General features: G+C 64.5%; 18 protein-coding genes. 9 read left to right on the top strand and 9 right to left on the bottom strand.

The genetic code is table 11. The annotated features are described in order from the left end of the window. Window positions 1-215: 215 nt before the first annotated feature. A complete protein-coding gene (locus M2320_RS06265) occupies window positions 216-1,313 on the bottom strand; it encodes a hypothetical protein (protein ID WP_264596534.1) in 1,098 nt (365 codons plus the stop codon). Between the two features lie 384 nt (window positions 1,314-1,697). Here M2320_RS06265 and M2320_RS06260 point away from each other — a divergent pair, with 384 nt between their 5' ends. Continuing rightward, the gene (locus M2320_RS06260) at window positions 1,698-3,032 is read left to right on the top strand and encodes an NAD(P)/FAD-dependent oxidoreductase (protein ID WP_264596533.1); all 1,335 of its coding nucleotides are present in this window, start codon (window positions 1,698-1,700) and stop codon (window positions 3,030-3,032) included. A gap of 32 nt (window positions 3,033-3,064) precedes the next feature. Here M2320_RS06260 and M2320_RS06255 read toward each other — a convergent pair whose 3' ends face one another. Further along, on the bottom strand, window positions 3,065-4,669 hold the full coding sequence (locus M2320_RS06255; protein WP_264596532.1) for a pyrroloquinoline quinone-dependent dehydrogenase: 1,605 nt from the start codon (window positions 4,667-4,669) through the stop codon (window positions 3,065-3,067). A 236-nt stretch (window positions 4,670-4,905) separates the two neighbouring features. Here M2320_RS06255 and M2320_RS06250 point away from each other — a divergent pair, with 236 nt between their 5' ends. Further along, window positions 4,906-5,742, top strand: coding sequence for an alpha/beta fold hydrolase (locus M2320_RS06250; protein WP_264596531.1), 837 nt, complete (start codon window positions 4,906-4,908; stop codon window positions 5,740-5,742). A gap of 10 nt (window positions 5,743-5,752) precedes the next feature. On the opposite strand, the gene M2320_RS06245 is transcribed toward M2320_RS06250, so the two are convergent. Next, window positions 5,753-6,952: a LuxR C-terminal-related transcriptional regulator gene (locus M2320_RS06245; RefSeq protein ID WP_264596530.1), complete on the bottom strand. Its 1,200-nt coding sequence runs from the start codon at window positions 6,950-6,952 to the stop codon at window positions 5,753-5,755. Window positions 6,953-7,165: 213 nt separating this feature from the next. Here M2320_RS06245 and M2320_RS06240 point away from each other — a divergent pair, with 213 nt between their 5' ends. Both M2320_RS06240 and M2320_RS06235 read left to right on the top strand, forming a co-directional pair. After that, window positions 7,166-7,447 carry a LuxR C-terminal-related transcriptional regulator gene (locus M2320_RS06240; RefSeq protein ID WP_264596529.1) on the top strand — a complete coding sequence of 94 codons (282 nt, stop codon included), beginning with the start codon at window positions 7,166-7,168 and terminating at the stop codon, window positions 7,445-7,447. A gap of 155 nt (window positions 7,448-7,602) precedes the next feature. Continuing rightward, the gene (locus M2320_RS06235) at window positions 7,603-8,697 is read left to right on the top strand and encodes a helix-turn-helix transcriptional regulator (RefSeq protein ID WP_264596528.1); all 1,095 of its coding nucleotides are present in this window, start codon (window positions 7,603-7,605) and stop codon (window positions 8,695-8,697) included. A 538-nt stretch (window positions 8,698-9,235) separates the two neighbouring features. Here the strand turns inward: M2320_RS06235 and queD are convergent. The 6 genes from queD to hpnA form a co-directional block, all read right to left on the bottom strand. Then, complete coding sequence (gene queD / locus M2320_RS06230) at window positions 9,236-9,589, bottom strand: 6-carboxytetrahydropterin synthase QueD (RefSeq protein ID WP_184428576.1); 354 nt, start codon at window positions 9,587-9,589, stop codon at window positions 9,236-9,238. Window positions 9,590-9,753: 164 nt separating this feature from the next. Beyond that, on the bottom strand, window positions 9,754-10,983 hold the full coding sequence (gene hpnE, locus M2320_RS06225; RefSeq protein WP_264596539.1) for a hydroxysqualene dehydroxylase HpnE: 1,230 nt from the start codon (window positions 10,981-10,983) through the stop codon (window positions 9,754-9,756). Beyond that, complete coding sequence (hpnD, locus tag M2320_RS06220; protein WP_425540654.1) at window positions 10,980-11,801, bottom strand: presqualene diphosphate synthase HpnD; 822 nt, start codon at window positions 11,799-11,801, stop codon at window positions 10,980-10,982. The genes hpnE and hpnD overlap by 4 nt, the downstream gene beginning before the upstream one ends. A gap of 5 nt (window positions 11,802-11,806) precedes the next feature. Next, on the bottom strand, window positions 11,807-12,676 hold the full coding sequence (hpnC, locus tag M2320_RS06215; protein WP_264596526.1) for a squalene synthase HpnC: 870 nt from the start codon (window positions 12,674-12,676) through the stop codon (window positions 11,807-11,809). Further along, complete coding sequence (locus M2320_RS06210) at window positions 12,673-13,815, bottom strand: glycosyltransferase (RefSeq protein ID WP_264596525.1); 1,143 nt, start codon at window positions 13,813-13,815, stop codon at window positions 12,673-12,675. Before M2320_RS06210 ends, hpnC begins: the two co-directional genes overlap by 4 nt. Next, a complete protein-coding gene (gene hpnA, locus M2320_RS06205; protein ID WP_264596524.1) occupies window positions 13,812-14,813 on the bottom strand; it encodes a hopanoid-associated sugar epimerase in 1,002 nt (333 codons plus the stop codon). The genes M2320_RS06210 and hpnA overlap by 4 nt, the downstream gene beginning before the upstream one ends. 264 nt (window positions 14,814-15,077) lie before the next feature. On the opposite strand from hpnA, the gene M2320_RS06200 reads away from it, so the two are divergent. The 5 genes from M2320_RS06200 to cysD all read left to right on the top strand — a co-directional run bounded on the left by M2320_RS06200 (window position 15,078) and on the right by cysD (window position 19,292). Then, window positions 15,078-15,398: a DUF2849 domain-containing protein gene (locus tag M2320_RS06200; protein WP_264596523.1), complete on the top strand. Its 321-nt coding sequence runs from the start codon at window positions 15,078-15,080 to the stop codon at window positions 15,396-15,398. A 68-nt stretch (window positions 15,399-15,466) separates the two neighbouring features. Further along, on the top strand, window positions 15,467-17,137 hold the full coding sequence (locus M2320_RS06195) for a nitrite/sulfite reductase (RefSeq protein WP_264596522.1): 1,671 nt from the start codon (window positions 15,467-15,469) through the stop codon (window positions 17,135-17,137). Beyond that, entirely contained in the window at window positions 17,124-17,645 is a 522-nt protein-coding gene (locus M2320_RS06190) for a DUF934 domain-containing protein (RefSeq protein ID WP_264596521.1), read from the top strand. Before M2320_RS06195 ends, M2320_RS06190 begins: the two co-directional genes overlap by 14 nt. After that, window positions 17,638-18,390, top strand: coding sequence for a phosphoadenylyl-sulfate reductase (locus tag M2320_RS06185; protein WP_264596520.1), 753 nt, complete (start codon window positions 17,638-17,640; stop codon window positions 18,388-18,390). The genes M2320_RS06190 and M2320_RS06185 overlap by 8 nt, the downstream gene beginning before the upstream one ends. Beyond that, window positions 18,387-19,292 carry a sulfate adenylyltransferase subunit CysD gene (cysD, locus tag M2320_RS06180; protein WP_184428550.1) on the top strand — a complete coding sequence of 302 codons (906 nt, stop codon included), beginning with the start codon at window positions 18,387-18,389 and terminating at the stop codon, window positions 19,290-19,292. Before M2320_RS06185 ends, cysD begins: the two co-directional genes overlap by 4 nt.

Below are 19,292 nucleotides of genomic sequence, written 5' to 3'. Positions count from 1 at the left end.
CGCGAAGGCTCCCGCAGCCGCACGCGGCCTTTCGCGGCGGGCTTGGTCGGATCGACATTGGCAAGGTCATCAAAAAGTTCGCTCATGACAACTGCTCCCGGCCTCACAAGCCAATGAATCAGCTGTCATGAGCGTCAGCAATCGAAAAAGTCACAGACTCTCAGGGTGAGGGCTACTTTATTGTTCTAAGAGACTTTTTTCCGCAGCCTGTTCGCTCACCCGGCGGCGCTCGCCTGCGGGGCTCCCTCTCGAGCTTTATAATCGCGGAATTTTTTGGCCGCCTCGGCGCGCGCCTTGACGAAAACCGACTTGTCTTCGAAGACATAGTCGAAATAGCCGCGCTGGACCTCGATTTCGACCTCCTCCAGAAAGATCGGTTTATATTTCGAGTTTTTCAGCAGGTTTTGTTCGATCAGCTTGTTGATCAGTTCGATCTTGTCGCGCTCGCCCTGATAGGCGCCGTTCATGAAGACCTCCGTCTTCAAATCCTCGCAGTCGATATAGGTCTCCGGAAGCTTGCCGATCCATTTGTGGTTGATCGGCCGGGAGACGAAAATGGTCGGCGTCAGCGCCGCTTCGCTCAGCATGGTCTGCCGGAAATAGCAGCCGTCAAAGGCCTCGCGGCCGGCGAAGCCGTATTGATAGATCCACAGCCCGTCGCGCACGCTGTCTTTGGTGATCTCGGCGTAGGAGGTGCGCGACCGGAAGGGGTCGTAGTCTTGCCCCGGGCTTTTTTTGTGCAGTTTGAAGGCGCGTTCGTTCATGTGCACGATCTCGCGGCCTTGCTTGGGATTGTAGGCGTTGAAGGCGATGGCGATCTCCGCGCCGTTGAAGGCGTCGGCGATGTCTTGAAAAAACGTCTCCGAAAACTGACAGATCGCCACCTGATCCGGCCAGATCTCCGAGACAGTCTCAAGGGCGAAGCCTTTTGGCCCCGCCAACAGCATTTTGCGCGCCGCCGCGGCGCCGTTCTTCCACATGTTCAACGCCCATTCGGGCGGCGTGACCAGCCGCATCATGCCGGGCTTGCCGATCAGCGCCATGCGCCAGAGATTCGCGTCGCGCGACGAGAACGGCTCGGTCTGGGCGAGATAGTCATCGATCTTCTGTTCGAGCTCGTCGCCATCACGCCCCTGTTTGAGGGCGGTGAGATAAAGATAGGTCCAAAAAATCTGGCCCGACGTGCAGGACAACAGGCGCGGCGTCATTTTCGCGTCGAGGGCCGCCGCCAAAAAACCCGCGCCCTGCGCATTGTTGCCGGCCAGGCCGCCGAGCGCGAAGGAAAAGTCTCCCGTCTCAGTTTGTGTCGTCATAACAGCCTCCTCAAAAGTTTTTTGGCGAATTTCGGCAAAGGCGCCGCCGACAAAGGCGCGGCAAGCAACAACAGCATTTTCCATCAACAGCCCTTGTATAACTTAAATTTTCATAAGCGCATTGTCGCACGTCAAGCCGTGCGGCGGACCTGAACGCAACAAGCGACGGCGCTTTGATGCGACGCTGCTTCCCTCTGATCTTCAACTGTTTTTCGCATTATATGCTTTTATCGTCGTGGATTGGGCGAACCCGCCACCTCCACGCAAGGGAGGACTGGCTTATTGGCGAACGAGGTCGCCCGCCGGTCGTCACGGCCAGCCGCCCAAAATCTCATTGCGGCTCACGGGAGGGTTTTGGCCCCGCCCGAGCCATCGGAGCGCGATATGCCCCTTGCACGCACGCATCTGGAATCCGGCCATCGTGTGGTCATCGTCGGCGGCGGGGCCGGCGGCCTCGAACTGGCGACGCGGCTCGGCGACAAATATGGGCGCAAGGGCGTCCTGGATATTTCGCTGATCGAGAGCACCCGCACCCATGTGTGGAAGGCGAAACTGCACGAAATCGCCGCGGGCAGCATGGACATGTCGGACCATGAGGTGAATTACCTCGCCCATTCGCACTGGCACGGATACCGCTATCGCATCGGCACCATGATCGGCCTCGACCGCGCGCGGCGCGAGGTGCATGTCGCGCCTTTCGTGGACTCGGAGGGGCGGCAGGTCACCCCGGAACGGGTGATCGGCTATGACACGCTGGTCGTCTCGATCGGCAGCCAGAGCAATGATTTCGGCACGCCCGGGGTCAAGGATTTCGCTATGAAGCTGGAAAGCCTGGCCGACGCCAAGCGCTTTCATGAAGTGCTGCTCAACGCCTGCATCCGCGCCCATGTGCAGCAGACGCCGCTGCGGCCGGAGCAACTGAAAGTGGTCATCATCGGCGCGGGCGCGACGGGCGTCGAGCTCGCAGCGGAGCTGCATCGCACGACGCGCGAAGTCGTCGCCTATGGCCTCGACCGCGTGGACCCTGGCAAAGACATCAAGATCACCGTGGTGGAGGCCGCCGAGCGCGTGCTGCCCTCCCTGCCCCCGCGGCTGTCGGCCGCGACCGAACATTTGTTGCGCGAGCTGGGCGTCCAGACTTTTACGCGCGCAAGAGTCGCCCAAGTGATGCGCGATGGGGTTGAGTTGGCGGACGGGCGAACCATTCCCGCCGAAATCGTCGTTTGGGCCGCCGGCGTAAAGGCGCCGGAATTCTTGCAGGACATTGACGGGCTCGAGACCAACCGCATCAACCAGCTTGTCGTCCGGCCGACGCTGCAGACGACACGGGACGAGGCCATTTTCGCCATCGGCGATTGCGCCTCCTGTCCGTGGATCGGGCGCGACGCCAGGGTGCCGCCGCGGGCGCAGGCGGCGCAGCAGCAGGCCTCGCATCTGTTCGCCCAGTTCGGGCGCCGTCTCGCCGGCGAGCCGCTGCAGGATTACCAGTACCGCGATTTCGGCTCGCTGGTCTCGCTCGGCAAATACAGCACGGTCGGCAATATGATGGGCGGGCTGATCGGCGGCAGCCTGATGGTCGAGGGTTTGTTCGCGCGGCTGATGTATGTTTCGCTCTACAAAATGCACGAACTGGCGCTGCATGGCGCGGCCAAGGCGACGCTCGACTCGATTGCGCGCATCATCACCCGGCGCACCGAGCCGCATGTGAAGCTGCATTGAGGGGGCCCGCCGAGCCGCCCTTGCGCAGCGCGTCACGGCAAGGCGAACAGTGTCAGCTTGGTCGTTTCCTTGCCGCCGCCGAAGAACGCCGAGACCGAGCCTGACAGCGCCGCGACGAATTGCTTGCCGTCGAGCGCATAGGTGAACAGCCCGCCTCCGGCGGACGCCGGCAATGAATAGCGCAGCAGCGCCTTGCCGGTGTCCTGGTCCAGCGCGAACAGGTTTCCCTTGAGATCGCCGGCGAAGACGAGTCCCGCCTCCGTGGTGGTCACATTGGCGAGCATGGGCGCGGGCGCCTCGAACTTCCAGCGCAACGCGCCCGAAGCGACATCGACGGCCGCCAACACGCCGCGCGCCTCCCCGATCGGGTCCTGCACGATGCCGCCGCCGTAAAAGTGAACGCCGACCTGATGCGCGGGCGCGCTGGCTTCATGCGAGACCGAACCGCACCAATCGACCATGGGCGAGAACACCAGTCCGCGATCGGGGTCATAGGCGCTGCTGCTCCATTCCTGACCGCCGAGCAGGCCCGGGCAGATATGGATCGGCGTCGCCGCGGCCGGCTTGTCCGCGTTTTCCTGTTTCGAGATCACGAGATCGTAGAGAATCTCGGAGCTTTCGCGGTCGACGCCGCGCAACCGGCCGTCCTTGCCGCTCACGATCACCAGATGGCGCGCCTTGCCGTCGATCGACGCGCTCACCAGCGGACTGGTTTGCGAGAGGTCCCAGTCGTGGGTGTCGTGCGGGACGAACTGACGCGCCCAGAGGAGCTTGCCGGTCTTGAGATCGATGGCGGCGGCGGTGTTGGTTCCCTCATTGTCGCCGGGACGGGACTCGCCGAAGAAATCGGGCGCGGGATTGCCGATGGGAACGAACAGAACGCCTTTTTGCCGATCAACCGAAACGGGCGTCCAAAAGCTGCCGCCGCCATGGGCGACGGCCTGCGCCGACCCCCAGCTCTTCGCCCCCGGCGCGTCGGGCGCGGGCAGAACCCCGTAACGCCAGATCTCCGCGCCATCCTTCAGGCTGAAGGCGCCGATCCAGCCCTGTCCGCCCCAATCGGCGCCGGCGGTCCCGTAGATGATCATGTCGTCGACGATCATCGGGGGCATGCTGAGATAATGGCTCTCTTCGAAACTGGTGATCTGGCGCTCCCACAGCAGTTTGCCGTCGTCCATCGACAGCGCGATCAAATAACCGTCCGCCGTGCCGCGGATGAGACGGCCGTCCTTGATCGCCACGCCGCGATTGACCGTCGACAGCGCCTTTCCCTTCAGTTTCCATTCGCTGCGCCAGAGCTCGGCGCAGGTCCTGGCGTCGATGGCCACGGTCGTTTGCGCGGCGGTGAAATAGATGCGGCCCTTGTAAAGCAGCGGCGTCGACTGCGCCTGCGCGACCAGGCCGCTGTCGTAGACGCAGGCCGGCTTGAGAGTGGCGACATTGGCGGGCGTGATCTGGTTGAGCCGCACATGACGCCAGCCGTCATAGCTCTTGTTGGTCATCAACCAGCTGTCGGTGGCTGCGGCGGAAAGGTCGAGTTCGGCCTGGCTGGGGCCGGATGGCGCGGGCTGAGCGAGGGCGCCGAAGGCGTAGACGCCAACAAGCAGGCCAAAAGCGGCGGGGGAGAAGCGCTTCATGAGACAATTCCTGCATGACAATGCGACGGGCGGCGCGGACGGGCGCCTCGAGCCCAAACCTTCGACGAAGCCGTATGGTTCCCGACGCGCGCCGCTCTGATCTCGCGGAAAAAAATCTGAACCTGGAGCGGTCCACTGACGTTACGTTAAGCGCCGATTTGCGGCCCCTTGCTTTGCGCTGCGCGCGCGGCGCGGAGGCGAGGCGACGTCATCGTTCACGAAGTCATGGAGCTCTCATGTCCTACGTCACCACCGCCGACGGCGTGCAGATCTTTTACAAGGATTGGGGGCCGAAGGAGGCGCGACCGGTGGTTTTCCACCATGGCTGGCCGCTCTCCTCCGATGACTGGGACGCGCAGATGCTGTTCTTCGTTCAGCACGGCTTCCGCGTCGTGGCGCATGACCGGCGCGGCCACGGCCGGTCGGCTCAGGTCTCGGACGGGCACGACATGGATCATTATGCCGCCGACGCCGCCGCTGTCGCCGAGCATCTCGACCTGCGCAACGCCATCCACATCGGCCATTCGACCGGCGGCGGCGAGGTCGCGCGCTATGTGGCGAAATTCGGCGAGCCCAGCGGACGCGTCGCCAAGGCCGTGCTGGTCAGCGCCGTGCCGCCGCTGATGCTGAAAACCGACGCCAATCCCGAAGGATTGCCTCTGGAGGTGTTCGACGGGTTTCGCACGGCGGTCGCGCAAAATCGCGCTCAGTTCTTCCTCGACGTGCCCTCGGGCCCGTTCTACGGCTTCAATCGCCCGGGCGCGAAAGTTTTGGAGGGCGTGATCCGCAACTGGTGGCGCCAGGGCATGATGGGCTCCGCCAAAGCCCATTACGAGGGCGTCAAGGCCTTTTCGGAAACCGACCAGACCGACGACCTCAAGGCGATCTCGGTTCCGACACTGGTGCTGCACGGCGAGGACGACCAGGTCGTGCCGATCGCCGATGCGGCGCTGAAGGCGATCAAACTATTGAGGAATGGCGCGCTGAAGACCTATCCCGGCCTGTCCCACGGCATGCTGACCGTCAACGCCGACCTGCTCAACGCCGACCTGCTTGCTTTTGTGAAGGCGTGAGGTCCGGGGGCTATGATCCCGGGGATTTGATCTGCGGCCTTGCGTGCGGCTCCATTCTGCCCGGCGCGAGGGCGCTGACCGCCAGACGCATCAACGCCGCCTGGCCATGGGCGCCGGTCTTGTCGAACAGGCGCGCCAGGTGGGTCTTGACGGTCGGCAGGGACAGGCCGAGGACGTCGGCGATTTCGGCCGGGCTCATGCCCTGCGCCAGCAGCATCAGCACGCGGCATTCGGCCGGCGTGATGGCGTAGCGCTTGACGAAAAGCTCGCCCGGAAAGGGGGAGGTGTCGCCCAGCTCCTTCACGAACACGGCGACCGAGGCGGCGAAGGGCGCCGCGAGCTCGCTGCGCAGGCCGGCGTCGAGCGGCAGCACCCAGGCGGCGAGATCCTGGCCTTTGGCGCGCGGGATCGGCAGGGCGATGCCTGACCTAGGCATGGCGAGCACGCCGCCGCCGGACGCCGTGGCGATCGCCGCGCGCAACGCGTCGCCCACGGCGGGATCGCGGGCGGACAAAAAATCTCCGGCGCGGCAGAGGCCCGAGCGGTCCTGCAACAGGGAGTCCGCGGAACGGTTGAAATAGGCGATGCGGCCCTGGGCGTCGGTCAACACGATTCCGACCGTGAGCAGGTCGAGCGTCGCCGACAGCATGTCGTGCTGCAGCGAGCGGGCGTCGAGCAGGTCGGCGATGCTGGCGGCGCGACGCAGATGCGGCCCGAGCAGGCTCAGCGCCTGCTGTTCGCCGGCGCCGAAGGCGCCTTTGGCCAGCGGGCCGACGACGGAGAGGATGCTGTAACGGCTGGCGCTCTTCGCCAGATGCAGGCCCAGCGCGTCGTGCCAGCCGCGCGGCTTGTAGAAACCCTGGTAATAGCGGCTGTTCACCCATTCTTCGGCGCCGACATAGGCGATGGCCGAGACCACCTCGTCGATTTCGCAATACCAGCCGCTGGTGAGAACGGGACAGATCGGGACGTAGTTTTCGTTGTAGTCGGCGTGCTCCGCCTCGGAGGTTTCATGCGCGATGGCGGAAAAACGCGCCTCGCGCCGCAGGGGATCGTGGATCGACAGGGAGGCGCTGACGCCGCCGACGCTGGTCGCGATCCGCTCCAGCGTCTCGGGCCAGCGCGCCGGCTCCATCGAGCAATCGTAAATGGCGCCGACGAGGTCGAGCAAAGACCGATCATTCAGCATCGCCGCGTTCCGTCGGGCCATGCCGCGCTTTTCAAAAATGAATGAACACGCATCTGTTCAACGAAGACCCAGAGAGAACTCGGCTATTTTGAGTGGATTCATCAGGGTGTCAATCGAACGGATGATGACGAAGGGGAAGCGATGTTCGATGCTTCGGCATCTGCGTCGCCGTCGAGGCGAGCCGCCCGATCGCGATCTTGGGCGCCACTTGGGCGCCAATGGAGAGGCCGCTTCATGCCCGTCGCTTTCCTCAGATATCAACTCGCGTCCCTCTCCGATCTGGAGAGAGAGGCGCTCGACCTGATCTACGCAGGCGTCCCCACCGGGCAGATTGCAATCAGGCTCGGGGTTTCGCCGCGCCGCGTTTCGGAATGCCTCGCCAGAAGCATGAGCGCATTGGGCGCCGCCGATCTCGACGACCTCGTGGGCAAATTGGCCCTTGTCTGGTCCCTCGATGGGCTTGCTCCGGTCGCCGGGGACATTGCCTCGGGAGAGCGCGTGAGGCTCGGGCCGTGACGTGAATTCGTGCAAGCGCCTCTCCCAAATGGTATAGGCCAAGCCCAGCGGTTCCCCTGTAGGGTGACGCAAATTGTGCAAATTCATGGGTCTGTTTTGGGCGGCTCATCCCCTTCCGTTGGCGGTGGCGTCCGCTCCAAAAGGAAAAGAAGGTGGTGTTCGATTCGATAGGGTTCGCGGAGGCGATGGACTCGCTGAGTTCGGCGGTCGCCCTCGGCGAAAGCTGGCGTCCCTCGCTGGAGAAAATGTGTTCCGCCGTCGGCGCCAAGGTCGCGGCGCTGTCGCGCACGTCGCCGACGCAGCTGCATATCGTCGCCACGCAGGCGCTGGACGATCCCATCGCCGACATGCGTTCGGGACGGACGCCGACCTACACGTCCGACATCATCATGAGCAGCCTGCTGGAGGAAGGTTTCGTTTCCGACGCGGCGCCCAGTTTCCGCGAACGGCTGCACCGCACCCCTTTCTTTCGCGATTACATGCTGCCGGTCCTCGACATTCCTCACCGGGGCAGCGCCGCGATCGGCGGCGGCGCCCCGATGTCGGCGCCGCGGATTTCCTTCTGGCGGAGCGCCAGGCAGGGCGTTTTCGAGTCCGGCGAACTCAGCCAGTTGAACGCATTCCTGCCGACGCTGCGCATCGCCTCCAGATTTTCGCAGCAACTCCTGCAAGAAAAGGCTCGGGAACACTCGGTTCTCTATCGCAGCCGCGGCGATTTTGTCTTCCATCTCGATTTCCTCGGCCGCCCCATTGACGAAGATCACGATGCGATCCGCGCGCGCGGCGCCCCCTTGCGCTTGCTCCGCGGCCGTCTGGCGGCGTCGAGCGCCGCCGAGCAGCAGCGCCTCGACGCCGTGATCCGGCAGGCCTTGCCCGGCAGCCGCCAACATGGGGCGGTTGCGCTGACCCGGCCCGGCGACGGACGACGGTTTTATCTGCTGGCCATGCCGATCCTGGGAGAGGCGAGCGAGGTTTTTGGCCCGGTTTCCGTGCTCTGCGCGCTGATCGATCCTTCGCGGGAGGCGGCGCCCAATCGGATCGCCATCCAAAACCTCGCCATGGCCACGGGGCTCACGCCGCGCGAGGCCGAAATCGCCGCCCAGATTTTCGCGGGCGTGTCGCCCGCCGATATCGCGCGACGGCTCGGCGTCGGCGAGGGGACCGTGCGAAGCCACCTCAAGGCGGCGATGCAAAAATGCTCGGTCCACAGCCAGATCGAATTGTCGGCGCTGATCGGTCGTTTCGCCTGAACGCGCCTTTTGCTGTCCGCGTTTCACCCTTTGGCTCGAAACCGTGCTTGCGAGGAGCGCAAGGAGCAATCGCAAGGTGGATTGCTTCGCTTCGCTCGCAATGACGGTTGGCGAACGGCAGTCCAGTGTCCGCGGGGCTGGAAGCGGCGCGGTGGTCCTTTTTGGCGCCGCCCTGATGGCTCGCCGGCGCGCGTTTTTCGGAAAATTCTATTTCTGGTTGAAATGCGGGCGCGCAAAACCGCGCAAAACCCGCGCATTTGTGCAAAAAACACGCGATTTTTGATGAAAAACGCATGTTTTTCACGCCTGCACGTTGTGGGTTGTGGCGGCGGCGCTGGAGGGTTAACGGCGTTCGAAGCCTTTCGCGCGCGGGCCTATTCGCGGATTATCCCTTGAATACATTGGCATGCGTTACAGACGCGAGTTCGAACATGTTTCACGTGAAAACAAAACGTGAACATTGTTTCGCCATATTGACCGAAACGGCGGATTTCGCCGTTTTCACTTTTTGCAAAATCGCGGTTTTGGCTCCCCGCGCTCAGGCCCGATATTCCGCCCAGCACATCGGCGTCTCAAAAACCTTGACCGCCGTGAGTTGCGGGAGGCCCGGGCTCACCTTCCGGAAAATCCAAAGGGCGATGTTTTCCGCCGTGGGGTTTTGCAGGCCGGGGATGTCGTTGAGCAAAAAATGGTCGAGCTGCGCCAGCACCGGCGCGAACACCGCCTCGACGTCGAAGAAGTCGACGACAAAACCGGTGTGCGGATCGACCTCGCCGGCCAGGGTGAGTTCGACGCGATAGGAATGTCCATGCAGCCGGCGGCAGCGATGGGTTTCGGGAACATGCGGCAGATGGTGGGCGGCTTCGAAGGTGAAGGCCTGCGTGATGGTGATCGACATGCCGGGGTCTTAAGCCATGAGACCCCAAAGGAAAAGAGTTTTGGCGGTTTTCGCGAGGCGGGTGGGTTGCCGTGGACCGCCCTCGTGGTTCGAGACGGCTGCTGCGCAGCCTCCTCACCATGAGGGCTACTGGAGTTGAGGACTACTGAAGTTGAGGACTACTGAAAGAGGCGGGCGGCGGCGAGGCCGGAGCGAATGGCCCCTTCTATGGTCGAGGGTAGGTTTGTTTGCGTCCAGTCGCCGGCCAGCGCCAGATTGCGCCAACGCGTTTCGGGGCCCGGGCGCAAAACGTCCTGCGCGGGCGTTGCGGCGAAGGTGGCGCGCTTTTCCTTGATGATCTGCCAGAACGGCAGGGGGGCGGAAATGCCCGCGACCGCCTGGACCTCGTTCCAGATGTGGGCCGCCAGCTCTTCGCGCGGCGTCGCCAAAAATTTTTCGGCGGCGCTGATGGTGACGGAAAGGCGATCAGAAAATGCAAAAACCCATTCGGTCCAGCCGCCGATGACGCCGGTAAGCAGCGGCATGTCTTTGGGGGCGGGCAAGGCGAAATGCGCGTTGACGATGGAGCGGAATTCGGTGGGGGCGGACAGGCCGGGCAACAGCTCTTGCGCTACGGGGGCCGTGACCGCCAGCACAATCTTGTCGTCGGGGTCGAGCGCGACGGTCTCGCCGAATTCGAGGCCCACGACGCGGTCGCCTTCAAAAGCGAGCCCGCGCAATTTGGCCCCAAAAACGATGCGCGCCCCCCTGCCCTGCAGGTAGGACAGCGCGGGATCGACGAAGGCGGCGGAGAGGCCGTCCACGGCCACAACGGGTCGGCAGGCCTCGCCGCCTTTGGCAAAAGTTTCGCGGACGATGGCGGCGGTGAGCGTCGCCGAAGCCTCTTCCGGCGCCGTGTTCAGCGCGGAGACGAAGATGGGGTCCCACAGCCGCCGCGCCATGTCGCCGTCGCCGAGGAACGGGCGCAGGGTCTGGCCCGGCTTGGCGAACAGCAGTTTGGCCAGCGCGAGATAGTCGAGGCCGGCGGTGTCGGGCAGGCGGCGGTCGGGCGCGAGAATCCACCAGGGGATTTTGCCGGCATTGGGGCGCAGACGCCAGCGCGCCTTGTTCGCGAGATCGCAGAAATCGAATTCGGCGTCCTCGGCGATGGCGAGCTTGTCGAAGCCGCCGGTCTTTTTTGCATAGTCCAGCGCGGCGCTGTTGCCCGACAGCAGCAAATGGTTGCCGTTGTCGATGGTCATGCCGAGCGTGGCGTCGAAGTAAGAGCGGCAGCGGCCGCCGGCCTGCGGGGCCGCTTCATGGAGCGTGACATCAAAACGCTCGCACAGCTCCACCGCCGCCGAGAGGCCGGCGAGGCCGGCGCCGATCACATGAACGCGGGGCATCAGAAAATTCCGTAGCGCAGGAAGGCGCCGAGCACGGCCAGTTTCGGCGTCGCAATTTTTTGGCGCGGCGCCTTGAACCCGCGCGAGTCCAAGCGCCGCCAGATCGCGCGATAGGCGAGATACATGATCATGGGCGCGCGGATTTCGGCATGGGGGCGCGCGGACATGATCGCGGCGGCTTTTTCGAAATGGGTTTCGGCTTGCTTCAGCAGCGGGCGGCAGACGGGATCGAGGTTTTCGATCGCGGCGACGGTTTCCGGCGTCGGCTCTGCGATGCCTGCGTTCGACAGCAGCTCGCGCGGCAGGTAGACCCGGCCGAGGCCGGCGTCCTCGTCGACATCGCGCAAAATGTTGGTGAGCTGCAGCGCGCGTCCCAGATGGTAGGCGAGGTCGATGCCGTCCTGCTCCGGCAGGCCGAACACGCGCACCGACAGCCGCCCCACGGCGCTGGCGACGCGGTCGCAATAGAGGTCGAGCGTTTGCGCATCGGGGGCGACGATGTGCTCGTCGACATCCATCTGCATGCCGTCGATGACGGCAAGAAAATCGTCCTGCTCGAAGCTGAAGTCGCGCAGCGCGTTGATCAGGTTTTCCGCCAGCCCGGCGTGGTCGCCCTCGTAGAGCGCGCGAATGTCGCGGCGCCAAAGGTCGAGCGCGGCGGTCTTTTCCTCGCGGGTCCCCTCGCCGTCGGCGATGTCGTCGACCGCGCGGCAGAAGGAATAGATTTCGAACATGGCGTCGCGCTGCGCGCGCGGCAGGATCGCCATCGCCCGGTAGAACGAGCTGTTGCGGGCCGTCTCGCGCGCGGCCTCGTGGGTCATCAGGCTCATGCCGCTCTCCCGGTCCAACGCGATACGGCGGCGCGGCCGGCGGCGGCCAGCGCGCCGCCGATCATCTCGCCCTTGCTCAGCCGCACCTTTTCGCACAGCGGATCGTTGGCGATCAGCAAGTCCGCGATTTTGCGCGCATGCGCGACGGTCACGGCGATCTCCAGGCCGAGGCGAAAATTTTTGACCGCGCCGCCAAGACCGGCGCCGCGTTCAAGCAGGTCGCGGTTTTTGCGCGCCAACGCCTGCAAGCAGGACAGCAGCGCCGGCGAGCTTTTGGCGCCGCTCAGCTCTTCGGTGCGCGCGCCGGCCGCCGCGAGGGCGTCATGCGGGATGTAGACGCGGTCGAGATTTTGAAAATCTTTCACGCAGTCCTGGAGGTGGTTGTTGATTTGCAGGGCGGCGCAAATGTCGTCATTGGCCTGCCACAGGTCTTTGCTCTCGCCGTGGACGTCGAGCATGAAGCGCCCGACCGGCATGGCGGAGAGGCGGCAATAATCGATGAGGTCGTCCCAGCTGGCGTAGCGGTTCTTGTCCACGTCGAGGCGGAAGGCGTTGAGCAGGTCGCGCGCGTGCTGGTTGGTGACGCGGCGCTCTGCGAGCGCAGCGCGCAGCTTGACGCCGAGCGGCTCGGCGTCGCTCTTGCCGATGAGCGAATCGTCCATCTGGTCGAGCAGGGCGTGCTTTTGCGCCGGCGAGAGCGTCGGGCTGTCCGCGACATCGTCGCCGGAGCGGGCGAAATCGTAGAAGGCGAGGACGATGGGCCGCAACGGCGCGTCGATCAGCAAGGACGCGACGGGAAAATTCTCGTCGGCGCCGGTCTTGCCCGACCGCAGGCTCTCCGCCGTCACACTGGCTTGCGCGTTCATGCCTGCCCTTTCCCGGCGCGGCCTTGCGCCTCGCCTTTTCCGATGCCGTCGCGCCCACGCCGATCGTCGAGCGCCGAGCGGACCGTATAGACCATATAAACCCCGGCGATCAGCGGCAAGAGCGCCGCCCAAGCCCGGTTGAGGCCATAAAAACGGTTGATCGGCATGAAGCTCGCGATCATCAGGCCAAGCGCGAGCGCGCCCAGAAGACCGGCGGTGCCGGGCGCGGTCAGCGCCAGCCAAACCGGCGCGAGGAAGGCGAGCGCCATACCGGCCAGCGTGGCCGCAAGACGGGCCGGAGAGAATTTGAGCTGCGCATAGGCCGAGCGCGCGATGGTCCGGCCGATGTCGCCGATTTTCGGAGAGGGGCGCAGGCTGCGCACACGCTTGGTCAGGCCGAGCCAGACCGGGCCGACCGTCTTCATCCGCAGCGCCAGGGCGCAATCGTCGATCAGCGCGCCCTTGAAACTTTCGAGTCCCCCTGCCGTCATCAGCAGGTCGGGACGCACCAGCATGCAGCCGCCCGCCGCCGCGGCGGTGCGCTTGCGCGCGTCGCACGCCCAACGGAAGGGATAGAGCATCTGGAAGAAATAGACGTAGGCGGGGACCAAGAATTTTTCGGCGATGCTCTCGCAGCGCAGGAGCGGCATCAGCGAGGTCAGGCCGATGGCGTCGGCTTCGGCGCGCGCCACCAGCATGCGCAGCGAATCCGGTTGATGAAAGATGTCGGCGTCGGTGAACAGCACGAAACGCGGCGCGAATTTTTCGCGGGCGGCTCTAAAACCTTGCTCCATCGCCCAGACTTTTCCGGTCCAGCCCGGCGGCGGGGCGGCGCCGTCGATCACGGTCAGGATTTCGGCGCCGGGCAGCGCGCGGGCGATGTCGGCCGTGCCGTCGCTGCTCTGGTCGTCGACGAGCACGACGTGGAAATCGCCGCCATACTCCTGCGCCAGCAGGCTCCCCAGGCTCTTGGCGATCAGCGCGGCCTCGTCGCGGGCGGGAACAATGGCGACCACGGACGGCCAGCTCGTCAGCACGCGCGGGCTGTCGAAATCCGTGTCGAGGCAGGCCCAGAATTTTCCGCGCAGGAAGATCAGAACCAGCCAGATCGCCAGGACGAGAATGCCGAGAACGATCACTTGACCATGCCCCTTTCGCGGAACCATGCGAGCGCGTCGGCGATGGCGTCGGCATAGGGGCGCGCCGTATAGCCGAGTTCGGCCTCCGCCTTGGCCGAGGAGAAATACATGCGGTATTTCGACATGCGCAACGCGTCCACCGTGGCGAAGGGTTCCTTGCCGGTGAAGCCCGCCAGAAATTCGGCGGCGCGGGCGAAGGGGAACAGCGGCGCGCGCGGAATCTTGAGCATGGGCGGGCGACGGCCCGCCATTTCGCAGATTTCCGCCAAGAATTTGCCGAAAGGCGCATCCTGGCCGCCGAGAATGTAGCGCTCGCCGATCCGGCCCCGGTCCATGGCGGCGAGATGGCCCGCCGCGACATCCTCGACATGGACGAGGTTCAGGCCGGTGTCGACATAGCCGGGCATCTTGCCATTGGCGGCCTCGACGATCACGCGGCCGGTGGGCGTCGGCTTGATGTCGCGCGGGCCGATGGGGGTGGAGGGATTGACGATCACGGCGGGCAGGCCTTGCTCGGAGATCATCTTTTCGACGAGGCGCTCGGCGATGGTCTTGCTCTTCTTATAAGCGCCTATGGCTTGTTCCGGCGTGGCGGGCGAGGTTTCGTCGACCGGAAAACCCTCTTCGTTGAGTTTTAGCGTCGCCACCGAGGAGGTGTAGACGATCCGCGACACGCCGGCGCGCAGGGCGGCGCCCATGATATTGGCCACGCCGGTCCGGTTGGCCTCGATGATCTCGTTGGGATCGGGCGCCCACAGACGGTAGTCGGCGGCGACATGATAGAGCCGGTCCACGCCCGCAAAGGCCGGGCTCAGCGACGAGGCGTCACGGAGGTCGCCGATCACGACCTGGGCGTCCAGGCCCTCGACATTGCCGCGCGGCGAGTTTTTGCGCGCCAGCAGGACGACGTCCTCGCCGCGCGCGATCAGCGCCCGGGCCACCGCCGCGCCGACAAACCCGGTCGCGCCGGTCACTAGAACCTTGCCGCCAGAACTCATGGTTTCGTCCCCTTCCCGCAAACCTCGCGGCCGAACGCCGGACGACCTCCTAGCACAGGCGAGGCCGGACCCCAACGCGGAAAGCCTCGCCGCCATCCACGCCCAAGCACGAAGGAAATTTTCCTACCCATAAGCGTTCATCCAATCATCACAGAGACTATTATTCCCCAATGTGGGTGAAAATAGCCATTTTCATTCTCTTACCCCACATTGAAAGGTGATGCGAGCGCCGCTAGTTTCCGCGAAGAAACTCGCGAGGTGCCCATGGCCGCCGTCAAGCGTCCGCCTTTACCCGTTATTCTCGTCGCCAACGACCTGCTCGAGGGCGATGTCGTGTTCGCCACGGCCGACGGCTGGAGCCGCGACCCGCGCCAAGCCAAGGTCGCCCAGGACGACGCCGCAGCACAGGCGCTGGAGGCTTTCGCCGCGCGGGAGTTTCTCCACGCGCGGGTCGTCGGCGCCACGCTGGTCGATGTGGAGCTTCGCGACGGCGCGCCGGTTCCGCGCCACATCCGCGAGGCGATCCGCGCTTTGGGGCCGAGCACCCGCCCCGACCTCGGCAAGCAGGCCGATTTTCAAATCTAGAGCGTCTCGCGCGAGGTTCGCGCCAGCAAGACGCGTCAATACAGCCAGACTGCCTCGGAGGAGGTCGCATGTATCGCTATGATGAATTCGACGAACGGCTCGTGCGCGAGCGCGTCGCCCAATTCGCCAGCCAGGTCGCGCGCCGCATCGACGGGTCGCTCACCGATGCGGAATTCCTGCCGCTGCGCCTGAAGAACGGCCTCTACCTCCAGCTGCATTCCTACATGCTGCGCATCGCCGTTCCCTACGGCACGCTGCACGCCCGGCAATTGCGCCAGCTCGCCCGCATCGCCGACGAATATGATCGCGGCTATGGGCATTTCACCACCCGCACCAATCTGCAATTCAACTGGTCGAAGCTCAAGGACGTCCCGACCGTCCTCGGCCTGCTCGCCGATGTGGAGATGCATTGCATCCAGACCTCCGGCAATTGCATCCGCAATGTCACCGCCGATCATTTCGCCGGCGTCGCCCATGACGAGATCGAGGATCCCCGCCCGATCGCCGAACTGATCCGGCAATGGTCGACCCTGCATCCGGAATTCGAATGGCTGGGCCGCAAGTTCAAGATCGCGGTGTCCGGCGCGACGCACGACCGCGCCGTGGTCAAGTCGCACGACCTCGGCGTGCGCATCGTGCGCGACCCCGCGAGCGGGGAGACCGGTTATGAAATCCTCGTCGGCGGTGGTCTCGGCCGCACCCCGTTCGCCGCCAAGGTGTTGCGCGAGTTCCTGCCCCGCGAAGACCTGCTCGCTTATCTCGAGGCGGTGCTGCGCGTCTACAATCTCGAAGGACGCCGCGACAACAAGTTCAAGGCGCGCCTGAAGATTCTCGTGCACGAGCTCGGCATCGAGGCGTTGCGGGCCCTGGTTGAAGAAGAGTTCGCCCACATCGACAAGGCCAGGGTGAACGCCGACCCCCAGGAACAGGCGCGCATCGCCGCCTATTTCGCGCCGCCGGCCTATGAGGACCTCCCCGAAGTGTCGCGCAAGCTGGAGGACGCGCAGATCCGCGACCCCGAACTGGCGCGCTTCGTCGAACACAATCTGTTCCGCCACAAGAAGCGGGGCTATACGGCGGTGACGATTTCGCTGAAACCGATCGGCGGAACGCCGGGCGACATCACCTCCGAACAGATGCGGGCGGTCGCCGACCTCGCGGAAAAATATTCGTTCGACGAATTGCGCGTCACCCATGCGCAAAACCTCGTCCTGCCCAATGTGAAGCTCGACGATGTCGCGGAGGTTTACGAGGCGCTCAAGGCCCATGATCTCGCCACCGCGAATATCGGGCGGATCACCGACATCATCAGCTGCCCCGGCCTTGATTATTGCAGCCTCGCCACGGCGCGGTCGATCCCGATCGCCCAGGTCCTGTCGCATCACTTCGCCGATCCGGAGAAGCAGAAGCAGATCGGCGAAGTCAGCATCAAGATTTCCGGCTGCATCAACGCCTGCGGCCATCACCATGTCGGCAATATCGGCATTCTCGGGCTGGAGAAGAAGGGGGTCGAGTCCTACCAGATCACCGTCGGCGGCGACCCCAGCGAAAACTACGCGCTTGGCGAACTTTTAGGGCCCGGCGTGCCCGCCGAATATGTCCCGGAGGCCGTCGACAAGGTGGTCTCCGTCTATCTCGCGGAACGCCAGCAAGGCGAAACCTTCATCGAAACCTACCGCCGCATCGGCCTCGCGCCGTTCAAGGCCGCCTTCAAGGAGATCGCCGATGTTGCTGCTTGATCGCGAGGGCGCCAAGGCCGACCTCTGGACGCGCGTCGAAACGCTCGATATCAGCGCCGACAAGGTGATCGTTCCCTCGGCCCTGTTGCAGGATGCGCTCGCCGCGCGCCGGCCCGGCCAGCAGATCGGCGTCGCCATCGACAATACCGAGCGGGCTGCGGCGCTGGAGCCTTATTTCGGCGCCCTGGCGCTGGTCGTGATCGCCTTCCCCACGGGATACAACGGTCGCGGCTTTTCCATCGCGCGGCAATTGCGCGAACGCGGGTTTTCCGGCCTGCTGCGCGCCAGCGGCCCGCTGGTTTCCGACCAGTTCCCGCACGCGCTCGCCTGCGGTTTCGACGAGATCGAACTGCCGGACGCCAGCGCCGAGCGCCAGCCGGTGGAGCAATGGCTCGCCGCCGCCGCCCGCATCAGCCTCAATTACCAGCGCGGCTACAATTATGGCGCCGTCGCCAACATTTTGGAACAACGCCGCGCCGCGCGGCGCGCCGGAGCCGCAAATGTCTGAATCCTTGCTCTCCCTCGTCGAGCCGCTGAACGCAGCCTTCGCCAGCGCCACGCTTCCCGACCGTTTGCGCGCGTTGCGAAAAGCGGTCGCGGGCCGCATCGTCTTCACCACGAGCCTGGGCATCGAAGATCAGGCGATCATCCATGCGCTGGCGGAAACGAAAGCGGATGTCGACGTGGTCACGCTCGACACCGGCCGCCTGTTCCCCGAGACCTACGAACTGTGGCAGCGCACCGAGGAAAAATACGCGCTGCGCATAAAAGCCTTGTATCCGGAGGCGCGGGCGGTGGAGGCGCTGATCGCCGACCAGGGGATCAACGGTTTTTACTACGGCCTCGACATGCGAAAAGCCTGCTGCGAGGTTCGAAAAGTCGAGCCGCTGGCGCGCGCGCTGGCGGGCGCGCAAGTCTGGGTGACGGGCCTGCGCGGCGACCAGAACGCCCATCGCTCCAACGCCGGCTTCATCGAATGGGACGCCCAGCGAGGCCTGCTCAAGGCGAATCCACTGTTCGATTTTTCGCGTGACGACGTCGTCGCCTACACCAAGGCGAACGAGGTCCCGGTGAACGCTCTGCACGAAAAAGGCTTTGTCAGCATCGGCTGCGCGCCCTGCACCCGCGCCATCGAACCCGGCGAGCCCGAACGGGCCGGCCGCTGGTGGTGGGAGAGCGAAGACAAGAAGGAATGCGGATTGCACGTCTCCGCCGAAGGCCGTGTCTCGCGCGAGAAGGAAGCTGCGCAATGAACGCGCCTTTGACCCATCTGCAAAAGCTCGAAGCGGAATCGATCCACATTTTCCGCGAGGTCGCGGCGGAATGCGAGCGGCCGGTCTTCCTTTATTCGATCGGCAAGGATTCGGCGGTGCTGCTGCACCTCGCCATGAAGGCGTTTTATCCGTCGAAACCGCCGTTTCCGCTGCTCCATGTCGACACGACCTGGAAGTTCCAGGAGATGATCACCTTTCGCGACCAGCGCGTGAAGGAGCTGGGCCTGGAGCTGCTCGTCCATATCAACGAGGACGGGGTGAAGGCCGGCGTCAATCCGTTCGACTCGGGCTCGCGTCTGCACACCGACGTGATGAAGACTCAAGGACTGAAGCAGGCGCTCGACAAATATAAATTCGACGCCGCTTTCGGCGGCGCCCGGCGCGATGAAGAAAAATCGCGCGCGAAAGAACGGGTGTTCTCGCTGCGCTCCCCCGAACATCGCTGGGACCCGAAAAACCAGCGCCCCGAACCCTGGCGGCTCTACAACACCCGCAAGCGTCCCGGCGAATCGTTTCGCGTGTTTCCGCTGTCCAATTGGACCGAGAGCGACGTGTGGGATTACATCGCCAAAGAGGACATTCCGGTCGTCCCGCTTTACTTCGCCAAAAAACGCCCGGTGGTGCGCCGCGACGGCGCGCTGATCATGCGCGACGACGAGCGCATGAAGCTGCGCCCCGGCGAACAGGTCGAGGAATTGAGCGTCCGCTTCCGCACGCTGGGCTGCTATCCGCTCACCGGCGCTGTGGAAAGCACCGCCGCCACCCTGCCCGACATCATCGCGGAAATGCGCGCGTCGAAAACCAGCGAGCGCGAGGGCCGCATCATCGATCACGACGGCTCCGCCTCGATGGAGCAGAAGAAGCAGGAAGGCTATTTCTGA

This window comes from Rhodoblastus acidophilus (assembly GCF_025961575.1).
GTDB classification, from domain to species: domain Bacteria; phylum Pseudomonadota; class Alphaproteobacteria; order Rhizobiales; family Beijerinckiaceae; genus Rhodoblastus; species Rhodoblastus acidophilus_C.
Note: the sequence above shows the minus strand (reverse complement) of the source record. Positions and strands in the feature narration are given on the sequence as shown.